The sequence below is a fragment of the uncultured Zoogloea sp. genome (genome assembly GCF_937894855.1).
Classification (GTDB): Bacteria; Pseudomonadota; Gammaproteobacteria; order Burkholderiales; family Rhodocyclaceae; genus Zoogloea; species Zoogloea oryzae.
Map to the genome: position 1 here is coordinate 1 of NZ_CALAYQ010000167.1, position 13527 is coordinate 13527.

Sequence of the window (13527 nt, forward strand, 5' to 3'; positions counted from 1 at the left end):
CGCTGTGATTTCGGCTAGAATCGCTTGGATCGTGAATGGTAGCGCAGTCGCAGTCAAAATTGTGCGTCCTCGTTTCCCGGAATGACTACTAACCGCAGCGATCCCTCTCCCCCCCTGGTTCTCGTGTTCGCCGCCTCCGATCCTACCGGTGGCGCCGGAATCCAGGCAGACATAATGACGATTTCCAGCATGGGGTGTCACCCCCTGACGGTCATCACCGGCCTCACCGTCCAGGACACTGTCGGCGTCGAGGAGGTATTGCCCGTGGACGCGGATTTCGTCATCGAACAGGCTCGCACGGTGCTTGAAGACATGCCGGTGCAGGCCTTCAAGCTCGGCGTGCTGGGCAGCGTCGAGAACATCGAGGTGATCGCCGAGATCATCTCCGATTACCCTCACATCCCCGTCATCGTCGATCCGATCGTCGCCTCGGGTCGGGGTGACGAGCTGGCCTCCGAGCTCATGCTGGCCACGCTGCGGGAGTTCATCATTCCCCAGGCCACACTCATCACGCCCAACACGATGGAGGCCCGGCGTCTCGTCGCCAGCTACGGCGATGATGGCGAAGAGCGCAGCATGGCCGATTGCGCCACGATGTTGCTCGAGTTGGGGACCGAGTATGTACTGATCACCGGCTCCCACGCCAACACCCCGCAGGTGGTTAATACCCTTTATGGGGCGAAGGGCGTGTTGCGGGCCGATCCGTGGGAGCGTCTGCCCGGCAGCTACCACGGTTCCGGGTGCACGCTGGCCTCGGCGGCTGCGGCCGCGCTGGCCCACGGGCTCGACATGTCCAACGCCGTCTTCGAGGCCCAGGGCTTCACCTGGCAGACCCTCTCGGCGGCCTTCCGCCCCGGCATGGGGCAGTACATTCCCGACCGTTTTTTCTGGGCCGGCCCGCCCGACCGGGGCGGGGGCTGAAGATGCGGCGCGGTCTTTATCTCGTCACGCCCGATCTCCTCGATACCGACGCGCTGCTCGCCGCCGTGGCGACGGTGCTGCCGTCGCGCCCGGCGATCGTGCAATACCGCAACAAGCTCGCCGATGCGGCCCTCAAGCGTGAGCAGTCCACGCGCCTGCTGGCCCTGTGCCGGGCCGCCGGCGTGCCGCTGGTGATCAACGACAGCCTCGCGCTGGCCCTCGAGATCGGTGCCGACGGTGCCCACCTGGGCCGCGACGACGGCGATCCGGCCCTCGCCCGCGCGGCCCTGGGGCCGGGGCGCATCCTCGGCGTGAGCTGCTACAACGAATGGCAGCGGGCGGTGGCCGGCGCCGCGGCGGGTGTCGACTACGTGGCCTTCGGGGCGATGTTCACGTCCTCCACCAAGCCCGACGCCCCGCGCGCCGGGCTCGACCTGCTCACCCGCGCCCACCGCGAGCTGCGCCTGCCGGTGGCGGCCATCGGCGGCATCACCCTCGACAACGCGCCGGCCCTGGTGGCGGCCGGGGCCGATCTCCTCGCCGTGATCAGCGACGTATTCTCTGCGCCCGACCCGGCCGCCCGCGCGGCGGCCTACGCCGGGTTGTTCGATTGACCTCTCAGGAAGCTCCCAGCATGACCAGTCGCAACGAAGAACTCTTTGCCCGCGCCCAGCGCACCATTCCCGGCGGCGTCAACTCGCCGGTCCGTGCCTTCCGCTCGGTGGGCGGCACCCCGCGCTTCCTCAAGAAGGCCCTGGGCGCGCGGGTGTGGGACGCGGACGGCAAGGAATACCTCGACTACGTGGGTTCCTGGGGCCCGGCGATCCTCGGTCACGCCGATCCGGTGGTGGTCGAGGCGGTGCGTTCGGCCGCGCTGGAGGGCCTGTCCTTCGGCGCTCCCACCGAGCGCGAGATCGACATGGCCGAGCGCCTGTGCGAACTCCTGCCGAGCATGGAGATGGTGCGCCTGGTTTCCAGTGGCACCGAAGCCACGATGAGCGCGATCCGCCTCGCCCGGGGCTTCACCGGCCGCGACGCGATCATCAAGTTCGAGGGCTGCTACCACGGCCACGCCGACAGCCTGCTGGTGAAGGCCGGCTCCGGTCTGCTCACCTTCGGCAACCCGTCCTCCGCCGGCGTGCCCGAAGACTTCGCCAAGCACACCGTGGTGCTCGACTACAACAACCCGGCCCAGCTGGAAGGAACCTTCAAGGCCCGCGGCAGCGAGATCGCCTGCGTGATCATCGAGCCCATCGCCGGCAACATGAACCTCGTCAAGCCTTCGGCCCACTTCATGCACCTGCTGCGCCGGCTGTGCACCGAGCACGGCGCGGTGCTGATCTTCGACGAGGTGATGACCGGTTTCCGCGTCGGCCCGCGGGGCGTGCAGGGCCTCTACGGCATCACGCCGGATCTCACCACCCTGGGCAAGGTGATCGGCGGCGGCATGCCGGTGGGCGCCTTCGGCGGCCGTCGCGACATCATGGAGAAGATCGCCCCCCTGGGCGGCGTGTACCAGGCCGGCACGCTGTCGGGCAGCCCGGTGGCCGTGGCCGCCGGCCTCGCCAGCCTCGAGCAGATCGCCCGCCCGGGCTTCTACGAAACCCTCACCGCCCGCACCGAGCGGCTGGTGGCCGGTCTCAACGCCGCAGCCAGGAAGCACGGGGTTAACTTCATCGCCGATTCGGTGGGCGGCATGTTCGGCCTGTACTTCGCCAAGGCCGTCCCCCAGACCTACGCCGACGTGATGGCCTCGGACCGCGAGACCTTCAACCGCTTCTTCCACGCGATGCTGGATGCCGGCCATTACTTCGCCCCGTCGGCTTTCGAGGCGGGCTTCGTGTCGGCAGCGCACTCCGAGGCCGACATCGACTCGACCATCGCCGCTGCCGACGCGTGGTTCGCGGCCAACGCGGGCTGATCGGGCCGGAAACTTCGTTTCTCGGCCCGTAGGCGTCGTTTCAGACGCTGAAACGCAGTTTCCCGGCAGAAGGTCTTCGATTCAGGCGCTGAAACCTGGTTTCAGCGCCTGAATCTTTATTGCGCGCCCCTGAAACTCAGTTTCAGGCGCTGAATCGACGTTTCTCGCGCTGAAACGATGTTTGTGTGGGTGGGGGCGTTCCTGAAGGTCGGACTTCAGTCCGACACCGCGCGTTGAGCGGGTCGCTTTTGTCGGACTGAAGTCCGACCTACATGTCAGTGCTACAGGTCCGAGATCGGGCTGATGCGTGCCCTACATCAGGAAGATCGTCGCCAGCCCGAGGAAGATGAAGAAGCCGCCGGAGTCGGTGACGGCGGTGATGATGACGCTGGAGCCGACGGCAGGGTCCTGCCCCAGGCGGTGGCGGATCATCGGGGCCATCACGCCCACGAAGGCGGCGAGGAGCAGGTTGAGGGTCATTGCGGCGGTCATCACCGCGCCCAGCTTGCCGCTGCCGTAGAGAATCCACGCCAGCACGCCGAGCAGCCCGCCCCACACCAGCCCGTTGATGAGGGCGACGCCCATCTCCTTCTTGAGGAGGCGGGTGAGGGCGTCTTCCTGCACCTGGCCCATGGCGATGCCGCGCACGATCATGGTGATCGTCTGGTTGCCCGAGTTGCCGCCGATGCCCGCCACGATGGGCATCAGTGCGGCCAGCGCGACGAGCTTCTCGATGGAGTGTTCAAAGGCGCCGATCACCCGGCTGGCGAAGAAGGCAGTGACCAGATTGACGGCCAGCCAGGCCCAGCGGTTCTTCACCGAATCCCACACCGGGGCGAAGATGTCTTCGCCTTCTTTCAGACCGGCCTGGGAGAGCAGCTCGTTCTCGGTTTCTTCACGGATGAAGTCCACCACCGCCGCCACGGTGAGCCGGCCCACCAGCTTGCGGTGGTAATCCACCACCGGTGCGGAAACGAGGTCGTAACGCTCGAAGGCCTGGGCGGCGGTTTCGGCTTCGTCGGCGGGTTCGAGCGTGAGGGTGTCGGTGAGCATGATGTCGCTCACCTCGGTTTCCGGGTCGCTCAGGAGCAGCCGGTTGATGGGCAGCACGCCGCGCAGGTGTTCGTCGCGATCGACCACGAAGAGCTGGTCGGTGTGATCGGGCAGTTCTTCGAAGCGGCGCAGGTAGCGCAGCACCACTTCGAGGGTCACGTCCTCGCGCACGGTGACCATCTCGAAATCCATCAGCGCGCCCACCGAATCCTCGGGGTAGGACATGGCGGCGCGAAGCTGCTCGCGCTCCTCGGGGTCGAGGCCGCGGTAGACGTCCTCCATCACCTCCTGGGGCAGGTCGGGCGCGAGGTCGGCCAGTTCGTCGGCGTCGAGCTGTTCGGCGGCGGCCCGCAGGGAGGCCGGGTCCATCGACTCGATGAGGGATTCCCGCACCGCGTCGGAGACTTCGAGGAGGATCTCGCCGTCCCGCTCGGCCTTGACCAGATCCCAGACGAAGAGGCGGTCCTCCAGCGGCAGGGCTTCGAGGATGTGGGCGACGTCGGCCGAGTGGAGGCTGTCGAGCTTGTGGGTGAGTTCCTGGACGTGCTGCTTGTGGACGAGGCTCTCTACCAGATCATGCTTGGGCATGTCCTGCCGGTGCACGAGACCCTCCACCAGCTTGTGGCGGGCGAGCAGGTGCTGGACCTCCTTCAGGTGGCTGTCCAGGTCGTCGTGGTGCTGGAGGTCGTCGGTATCGGCCATGCTGGAACTTCCCGTGGGCGGCGGGGCGCCGGGCGGTGCGCAGGGAGGCGAATTCTACGGGGTTTGCTGCGCCGCGGCGACCTGCAAATGCATGTCGCGCGGCGCCCCGGTGATCAAGGCCAGGCGCGGGCCCCGAACATCATCCGCTTGGCCACGAAATGGCGCGCCGGGGGCAGCAGATCAAGGGCGAAGAGGCCGGCGCCGCGGGCATGGTGGAGCGGCGCGACGGCGTTGCTGAACAGGCGCACCAGGGTGTCGGTGAAGCGGATCGTGCCGCTGCGGTCGACGCGCCGTTCGCGGGCGTAGGTGGCGAGGGTTTCGGCCGCACCGGGATCGCCGCCGGCCCGCAGGATCACCTGGGCGCAGGCCCACACGTCGCGCAGGGCCAGGTTGTAGCCCTGGCCGGCCACTGGATGCAGGGTTTGCGCGGCGTTGCCGAGCCACACCGTGCGCTGGCCGACGGGCTCGGGCCGGTAGCGCAGCTTGAGGGGGTAGCGCGCCCGTTCGCCCACCGACGCAAAGCGCAGGCGGTCGCCAAAGTGGCTCTGCAGGCGCGCGAGGTAGGCCGCGTCGTCGAGGGCCATCAGGGCGTCGGCGTCGTCGGGGCTGGCGGTGTGGACGATGGCGCAGTCGTCGCCGCAGGGCAGCACGGCCAGCGGGCCTTGCGGCGTGAAGCGTTCCCAGGCCCGGCGGCCGTGGCCGGTGGCCGGGGTGGCGATGCTGATCACCGCGTGCTGGGCGTAGTCCCGCTCGACGAGCTGCGCGTCGTCGGCGCCGTCGATGAGGCCTTCGGCGCAGGCGGCGAGGCGCGCGCTGATGGTGTTGCCGTCGGCGAGGCTGAGGATCACGTCGTTGGCGCCGGCGGCGAGGCCGGTGACCGCCGCGTGGTCGCGGATCGGGATGCCGGCGGCGGCGAGGGCGTCGTCGAGCGCAGCGGCGAGGGGGCCGGCGCCGACCACGTAGCCCAGGGCCGGCTGGCCGTATTCATGGGCGTCGAGCACGGTGCGGCCGAGCCCGCCCTGCTGGGAGACGTGGATGGTCTCGATGGGCGTGGCGGGCAGCTGCGCCCAGATGCCCAGGCGCTCCAGCGTAAGCCGGGTGCCGTGGGACAGGGCCAGCACCCGCGGATCGCTCCGCGCGGCGCCGCGGGCACGGGCGTCCAGCAGCAGGATGTCGAGGCCGGCGTCCTTGAGGGCCAGCGCGAGGGTCATGCCCACCGGGCCGGCGCCGACGATGGCGATGTCGTGTCGTTCCATTTCAGCGCGCTGCCATGATGGCTTCGATGTCGGCCACGGACTTGGGCGTGGCGTGGGTGATGATGTCGCAGCCGGTGTCGGTGACGAGGGCGTCGTCCTCGATGCGGATGCCGATGTTCCAGAAGGCTTCGGGCACGCCTTCGGCCGGGCGGATGTAGGTGCCGGGCTCGACGGTGAGCACGTTGCCCGCCTCAAGGTTGCGCCACTCGCCGGCCTGCTTGTATTCGCCCGCGTCGTGCACGTCGAGGCCCAGCCAGTGGCCGGTGCGGTGCATGTAGAACTGGCGGTAGCTGCCGGATTCGATGGCGCCGTCGAGGCTGCCGGTGAGGAGGCCCAGGTCGAGATAGCCCTGGGCGAGCACGCGCACCGCGGCGTCGTGGCCGGCGTTCCAGCTGGCGCCGGGGCGGATTTCGGCGATGGCGGCGGCCTGGGCGGCGAGCACCAGCTCGTACACCGCCTTCTGCGGCCCGCTGAAGCGGCCATTCACCGGAAAGCTGCGGGTGATGTCGGAGGCGTAGCCGTCGAGCTCGCAGCCGGCGTCGATCAGCAGCAGGTCGCCGTCGGCCAGCTGGCGGTCGTTCTCGACGTAGTGCAGCACGCAGGCGTTGGGGCCGGTGGCGACGATGGAGCTGTAGGCCGGCGCCTGGCTGCCGTGACGGCGGAATTCGTGGATCAGCTCGGCCTCGACTTCGTATTCGAAGACGCCGGGGCGGGCGGCGCGCATGGCGCGGATGTGGGCGCCGGCGGAGATCTCGGCTGCGCGGCGCATGGTGGCGATCTCGGACGCGTCCTTGATGAGGCGCATGTCGTCGATCAGGCTGCGCACGTCGCGGATCTGGGCCGGGGCGTGGGCGCCGGTGCGGGCCTGGGCGCGCACGCGGTTGAGGGCGTCGGCGATGCGCCGGTCCCACTCGGGCTCGTAGCCGATGGAGTGGAACACCGTCGGCTGGTTGGCGAGGAGCTGGCCGAGCTGCTCGTCCAGTTCGTCGATGGGGCGGGCCTCGTCGAAGCCGAAGGCATCCTTGGCGGCGTCGGGGCCGAAGCGGTAGCCGTCCCAGATTTCGCGTTCAACGTCCTTGGTGCGGCAGAACAGGATGCTCCGGGGCGTGTCGCCCGCCACCAGCACCAGCACCGCCTCGGGCTCGCGGAAGGCGGTGAGGTAGTAGAAGTAGCTGTCGAAGCGGTAGGCGTAGGTGGTGTCGCGGTTGCGATGGCGCTCGGGCGACGTGGGGATGACCGCCACGCCGCCACCGGCGGCCTGCATGGTGGCGAGAAGCCGCGCGCGGCGGGCCTGGAAGGGGGCGATGTCTACGGGCATGGGGCAGAACCGGTGATGCGTCGGGAACCGGCGAGGATATGCCGCTTCCGCCCCTGCTGACAATCGCCGGACGCGGCGCAGAAGGCCGCGCCCGGCGAAAAGGGCGGCTTACTGGAGCATCTGGCTGTTGAACAGCCAGATGGCGGTGGCGGGCTGGGTGCGGTAGCTGCTGCCGAGGCGGATCGCGACCTGGCCGGCGGCGCCCGGGACGAGCTGGCTCGGATCGTCCGGACGGTACGCCGTGTTGAAAGTGAGCACCGTGACCGTGGCGAAGCTCGTGGTGTCGACCGTCACCAGTTTTCCGGTGCCGTAATTGACAACGCACACCATCCGGTTCGCTACCCGCAGGGGGCGACAGCTGCCGTACGGGCTGGTGCCGAGCAGGGCGAGGTCGCCGTCGCGGTAGATGCTGCGGCCAATGAGGACGCCCCGACTGGTCCAGTCCACATTGCGCAAGCTGAAGTCTCCAGTGGTGCCGGTGGAGTTGGCCATCACCAGGCCGTCGCCACGGACGGACATGGCGTAGAGGTTGTATCCACTGGTCTCATCCTCGTAGCCATATACCGTCGTGCCCGTTCCGTTGAATGCGATGGGGCCGATCGCTGCCGAGGTCGAGATGAATCCGCCCGCGATCTGCGGCTGGAGCGTGCCGGTGCGCAGGAGGGCAACACCCGCGCTGCCAGGGGACGACTGCTGATCAAGAAGGGAGACGGCGATCACGTCGGCCTCTGCTGGCGAGGCGGCGATGGACTTGGCCACCAGTTGTCGTCCGAAGAAGGAGGAGGTGGGCAGGTGCGTCCGGTACTGTTCGGTCATGCCGGGCAGGCTGAGCTTGACCACTTCGCCGCTGCCATTCAGGCCCACGTAGAGGGCCGAGCCATCCGGCGCGAGGGCCATCGCAAAGGGCTCCGAACCGACGGCGAGAGAATTGCTGACGGCGCCGGTGCTGGCGTCGATGGTGGCGATGCTGTTGCCGGTGCCGGCCACGCTGCCGGGAATCGACGCGTAGTAGCGGTTGCGGGTGGCGTCGAACACGAGGGCGTTGTGGGTCAGGGTGAGCTTGGTGACGGTGCCGTCAGGCGGCGGCTCGAACAACGTCGTGCCGCCAACGCTGCCGCTGGCGATGCGCAGCCGGTACGGCGCGATGACGGTTGCGCTGCTGGAGTCCACTGCCGTGCGGTCGGCTTGCACGAGGCCGATGCCGGGCGCCCACCAGGTCTCTTCGGTGGCGGTGACGGTGTAGGGGGTGTTAGCCAGGGACGAGGGCGAGAGGGTCAGCACCGTGACGGTGCGGAAACGCGCGGTCTCGGCGGCGCCTTGCGGCAGCGCCATGTTCTCGAGGCCGACCAGCTGCTGGGTGATCTCCAGCCGGAAGCTCTCGTTGATGCCGTCGCCGTCCGCATCGGCACCCCAGTCCCCCTGCCGGACGATGCTGCGGGTGGCGCCCGTCGGGTAGAAGGGCTCGGGATACATCAGGATCTCGCCGATGAGGGTGCGTGCGGCGGCGGGCGTGCTGCCGTCGGTGAAGTCGGGCACTGCCAGGCCGGCACCGGTGCGGCGATAGGTCTCGGTATCGGGCAGGCCGCTGCCGACGCGCTCCGAGATCGTGTAGCCGTCGGCGGTGGTGCTGCCGACCGTGCGGGTGACCAGGTTGCTTGTCGTGACGCCGTTCTGGATGTAGTCGTAAGTCCAGCTGTCGCCCGCCGCGGCCGGGAAGTAGTTGCGGCTGCGCAGGTCGACCCGGTCGCCGACCGGATTGGTGTCGGACACCACCTGGGGCAGGGGCGCACGGGTGGTGGGCGACGAACCGCCGCCGCCTCCGCCGCCGCCTCCGCCGCCGCCTCCGCCGCAGGCTGTGAGGATGGCGGCGGCGGCCAGTGTGATCAGGTGGCGCAGGTGCCTGGCGCGCATTGTTGTTCTCCCGACGATGAAAGGTGCTGTCTCGCCACAGGGCGGCAGCGGATTTCACCTTATTCTCCCTGAATTACTGCGTGTTGATCCAGGGCAAATATCGGGGGCGACAGGTTTGGTGGTTTGTTCAGGCGGTGCGCAGGCTGGCGTCGAGCTCGGCGAGGCGTTCGGGCGTGCCCACGTCCACCCAGCGGCCGTCATGGCGGGCGCCGGTGACCTTGCCGGCGGCCATCGCGGCGCGCAGCAGCGGGGCGAGCTTGGCGGGCTGGTCAGGGGCCACGCCGGCGAAGAGGGCGGGGTGGTAGGCGCCGATGCCCGAGAAGGTGAGGCGTTCGCCGCGGCCGTCGTCCACCACGTGGCCGTCGGGCAGCAGGCCGAAGTCGCCGGCGGGGTTGTGGGCGGGGCTCGGCACCAGCAGCAGGTGGGCGAGGGGGCCGTCGGCAGCGAGGCCTTCCGCGACCCGGGCGAGGGCGGCGAAGTCGGCGTCGCAGAAGACGTCGCCATTGACCACGATGAAGGGCGCCTCACCCAAGAGCGGCAGGGCGCGGGCGATGCCACCGGCGGTTTCCAGTGCCGTGCCTTCCGGCGAGTAGGCGATGGGCAGGCCGAAGCGCGCGCCGTCGCCCAGCGCGTCCTCGATCATCTGCCCCAGGTGGGCGTGGTTGATGACGAGGCCGGTGACCCCGGCGGCCGCGAGGCGTTCGATGTGCCAGACGATCAGCGGCTTGCCGCCCGCCGGCAGGAGCGGCTTGGGGCAGGTGTCGGTGAGGGGGCGCATGCGTTCGCCGCGGCCGGCGGCCAGGATCATGGCTTTCATCGCGGGGCGCTCAGAAGGAGTAGCCGACTTCGGTGACGGTGGGCTCGAGCTGCTCCAGCAGGCGCAGCAGGGGCTTGAGTTCGCCATAGCGCTCGCAGGCCTTGCGCAGGTATTGCATGACGAGGGGCATGTCCTTCAGATAGCCGTCCTTGCCGTCGCGGTGATACAGCCGCGCGAAGATGCCCAGCACCTTGATGTGGCGCTGCACGCCCATCCATTCGAAATCGCGGTGGAACTCGGCGAAATCCGGGCGCACCGGCAGGCCCAGGCGGCGGGCGGTTTCCCAGTAGCGGGCGAGCATGTCGAGGACGAAATCCTCTTCCCAGTGGATGTAGGCGTCCTTGAACAGGGAGGCGAGGTCGTAGGTGAGGGGGCCGTAGACGGCGTCCTGGAAGTCCAGCACGCCGGGGTTGGGGGTGCTCACCATCAGGTTGCGGCAGTGGTAGTCACGGTGCACGAAGACCCGCGGCTCGCCGAGGTTCACGTCGACGATGCGGTCGAACACGTCGTACAGATCGGCGGTCTGCTTCTCGGTGAGGGTGACGCCCTTGTGGCGGCCCACGAACCACACCGGGAAGAGCTCCAGCTCGCGCATCAGCAGCTCGCGGTTGTACTCGGGCAGCACGCCGGGGCGGCTGGCGAGCTGGATGGAGATCAGCGCGCCGAGGGCTTCGGCGTACAGATTGTGGGCGTTGTCCTTGGTGAGCGCCTGCAGGTAGGTGGTGCTGCCCAGGTCGGACAGGAGCAGGAAACCTTCTTCGAGATTCTGCTTGTGGATGTGCGGCACATGCACGCCGGCGGCCCCGAAAAGCTCGGCCACCTTGATGTAGGGCCTGCAATCTTCGTGGGCGGGCGGGGCGTCCATGACGATCAGCGGCACGGAATCGTCAGCGAATGTAACCCGGAAGTAGCGCCGGAAGCTGGCGTCGGCGCTGGCCGGAGCGATTTCAAAGGCGCGGCCGGGAAATTCGGCGGCGATCCAGGACTGGAGTTGTTGGCGTCGTTCCACGGGAGTCGGTGAGGCGTTCGTGTAAAATCGCGCAGTTTATCAAACCATGCGGTCGGCTCGCCGGCTGGTTCCTGTCCCGGGATGAAACCTCGTACCCAGTTGCGCTTTCTGTCGATCGCCCTGTTCGCCTTGTGGGGGCGTGCCGGTGCCGAAACGCTTCCGCCCTTCTTCGTGTCGCCTGCACTGCTCGGCCCCGCGCCGACGCCTGCGGCCGCACCGGCGGTCTCCGATCCGGCCCCCGCGGTGGTCACCGACAAACAGGCCTTGAAACCGGCCCCGACGCCGGCCGCCGCCGCGTCCAGGCCCGCAGCCAAGGCTGCCGACAAGCCCGTGCCGCCGGCCCGGGTGAGCCGGGGCGTGCCCGTAGCGGTCGCGCCAGCCCCCGCCCAGCCCCTCAAGCCCGGCTCAACGGTCATCACCGGTGACAAGGTGTCGGGCCTGCAGGATGTGGATGCGGTTGCCGAAGGTTCGGCCGAGCTGGTGCGCGACAACACCCGTGTGGTGGGCGACAGGCTCCATTACTTCGAACTGACCGACGAGGTCGAGGCCACCGGCAACGTCCGCGTGAGCCGCGGTGGTGACACCATGAGCGGCCCCCACATGCGCATGAAGGTGGAAGAGCAGGTCGGTACCTTCGATTCGCCCGAGTACACCATCAGCCGCCCGGGCCGCCCGGCGCCGCCGGGGCAGATCCTGCTGCCGGGGCAGTCTGTGCCGCGCGCCCAGCAGCCCCTCACCGGCCACGGCTCGGCCGAAAGCCTCGAGCTCGAAGGCGAAAACCAGTTCCGTTTCCTCAACGGCACCTGGACCAGCTGCAAGCCCGAGCGGCCCGACTGGTACATCCGCGCCAACGAGCTGCAGCTCGACTACGACCGGGAAGTGGGCGAAGCCAAGGGCGGCACCCTGGTGTTCAAGGGCCTGCCCCTGGGCTACCTGCCGTGGGCCGATTTCCCGCTGTCGGAAGCGCGCCGCTCGGGCGTGCTGTCGCCCACCTTCGGCACCTCGAACAAGGTCGGCATCGATCTGTCGGTGCCCTACTACTTCAACCTGGCGCCCAACTACGACGACACCCTCACGCTGCGCTACATGGGCCTGCGCGGCCTGCAGATGCGCAACGAGACGCGCTACGTCACGCCGACTTACCGGGGCATCACCTACCTCGAATACCTGCCCAACGACCAGGTCGAACAGCGCAGCCGCTACGCCGGCACGATCCGCCACGATCACAATTTCGGCGACGGCTGGGCCGGCAACATCAACTTTGCGGGCATTTCCGACCCGAAGTACTTCACCGATCTCTCCACGCGCCTGACGCTCACCTCCACCGTCAACATCCCGCGCCAGGCCAGCCTGACCTACGGCGGGGGCGGCTGGTGGAACGCCAGCGCGATGCTGCAGTCGTTCCAGACCCTGCCCGACACCCTCACCGGCGTCCGCTCCGAGCCCTACAAGCGCCTGCCGCAGCTCACCCTCAACGCCCTGCGGCCCGAGCTGCCCGGCGGCACCACCTTCCATCTGGCCAGCGAGTTCGTCTCCTTCTCGCATCCGACCCAGACCGAAGGCCGCCGCCTCACGCTCTACCCGCAGCTGTCGCTGCCGCTGCAGACCTCCGCTTTCTACGTGACGCCCAAGATCGGTGTCCACGCCACCCGCTACGACATCGACTACCGGGGCACGCCCACCGGCGACACCAGCCAGTCGCGCTCGCTGCCCATCTTCTCGGTGGATTCCGGCGTGACCTTCGAGCGCGACACCAGCTTCGGCGGCCGGGATTACATCCAGACCCTCGAGCCGCGGGTGTACTACCTCTACGTGCCTTACACCGACCAGTCGAAGATCCCCAACTTCGACTCCGGCTTCTACGACTTCAACTTCGCGCAGATCTTCGCCGAGAACGTCTACACCGGCGGCGACCGCATCTCCAACGCCAACCAGGTCACCACCGCGCTGCAGAGCCGCCTGATCGACCCCAATACCGGCGCCGAGACCGTGCGTGCCGCGCTGGGCCAGCGCTACTACCTGGTGGATCAGCGCGTCGCCCTCGCTGACGGCGCGCCAATGCGAACCGGCAAGCAGGCCGACCTGCTCGCCGCCTTCAGCGCCACCTTCATGCCCAAGTTCCAGTTCGACACCGCGTGGCAGTACAACCCGCGGGACAACTGGACCGAGCGCTTCAATGTCGGCGTGCGCTTCCAGCCCGCCTACGCCCGGGCGGTGTCGGTCAGCTGGCGCTACAAGCACAACTACTCCACCGATCCCAAGTCGCCCGACGGCTTCCGCGATCTGGACATCTCCGGCCAGTGGCCGCTGTGGGGCAACCTGTACGGCGTCGCCCGCTACAACCGCAACCTGCGCGACCACCGCCTCACCCAGGGGATCGCCGGTATCGAATACAACGCCGGCTGCTGGGTGTTCCGCGGCGTGGTGCAGCAGCTCGTCACCACCTCCACCGACGTGAACCGCTCGTTCTTCTTCCAGCTCGAGTTCAACGGCGCCGGCAGCATCGGCTCCAGCCCGCTCACCATGCTCAAGCGCAACGTGCCCGGATATGGGAAGATCAACGAGGGCTCGACGCCCTACGTTGGCAGCGACGACGACGAATTCTGAAAGACCACCCCA

The 13527-nt window shown here is 68.5% G+C and carries 10 protein-coding genes; 4 read left to right on the forward strand and 6 right to left on the reverse strand.

The features are described from left to right. Positions 1-81: 81 nt before the first annotated feature. The 3 genes from Q0672_RS18545 to hemL are packed head-to-tail and all read left to right on the forward strand — an operon-like array spanning position 82 to position 2842. Positions 82-921, forward strand: a complete 840-nt coding sequence (locus Q0672_RS18545; protein WP_298624657.1) for a hydroxymethylpyrimidine/phosphomethylpyrimidine kinase — start codon at positions 82-84, stop codon at positions 919-921. A 2-nt stretch (positions 922-923) separates the two neighbouring features. Further along, positions 924-1535, forward strand: a complete 612-nt coding sequence (gene thiE / locus Q0672_RS18550) for a thiamine phosphate synthase (protein ID WP_153162610.1) — start codon at positions 924-926, stop codon at positions 1533-1535. Positions 1536-1555: 20 nt separating this feature from the next. Next, positions 1556-2842 (forward strand): glutamate-1-semialdehyde 2,1-aminomutase, encoded by a 1287-nt coding sequence (hemL, locus tag Q0672_RS18555; RefSeq protein WP_298624660.1) that lies wholly within the window; start codon positions 1556-1558, stop codon positions 2840-2842. 312 nt (positions 2843-3154) lie between these two features. On the opposite strand, the gene mgtE is transcribed toward hemL, so the two are convergent. The 6 genes from mgtE to Q0672_RS18585 form a co-directional block, all read right to left on the reverse strand. Continuing rightward, on the reverse strand, positions 3155-4597 hold the full coding sequence (gene mgtE / locus Q0672_RS18560) for a magnesium transporter (RefSeq protein WP_153162608.1): 1443 nt from the start codon (positions 4595-4597) through the stop codon (positions 3155-3157). Between the two features lie 113 nt (positions 4598-4710). Next, positions 4711-5853, reverse strand: coding sequence for an FAD-dependent monooxygenase (locus Q0672_RS18565; RefSeq protein WP_298624663.1), 1143 nt, complete (start codon positions 5851-5853; stop codon positions 4711-4713). Between the two features lies 1 nt (position 5854). Continuing rightward, a complete protein-coding gene (pepP, locus tag Q0672_RS18570; RefSeq protein WP_298624665.1) occupies positions 5855-7171 on the reverse strand; it encodes a Xaa-Pro aminopeptidase in 1317 nt (438 codons plus the stop codon). A gap of 108 nt (positions 7172-7279) precedes the next feature. After that, positions 7280-9082 carry a hypothetical protein gene (locus Q0672_RS18575; RefSeq protein WP_298624667.1) on the reverse strand — a complete coding sequence of 601 codons (1803 nt, stop codon included), beginning with the start codon at positions 9080-9082 and terminating at the stop codon, positions 7280-7282. 127 nt (positions 9083-9209) lie between these two features. Then, positions 9210-9890 carry an N-acetylmuramate alpha-1-phosphate uridylyltransferase MurU gene (gene murU, locus Q0672_RS18580; RefSeq protein ID WP_298624698.1) on the reverse strand — a complete coding sequence of 227 codons (681 nt, stop codon included), beginning with the start codon at positions 9888-9890 and terminating at the stop codon, positions 9210-9212. A 19-nt stretch (positions 9891-9909) separates the two neighbouring features. Next, entirely contained in the window at positions 9910-10908 is a 999-nt protein-coding gene (locus Q0672_RS18585) for a phosphotransferase (protein WP_298624669.1), read from the reverse strand. A gap of 81 nt (positions 10909-10989) precedes the next feature. Here Q0672_RS18585 and Q0672_RS18590 point away from each other — a divergent pair, with 81 nt between their 5' ends. After that, complete coding sequence (locus tag Q0672_RS18590; RefSeq protein WP_298624671.1) at positions 10990-13515, forward strand: LPS-assembly protein LptD; 2526 nt, start codon at positions 10990-10992, stop codon at positions 13513-13515. The last annotated feature ends 12 nt before the right edge of the window (positions 13516-13527 follow it).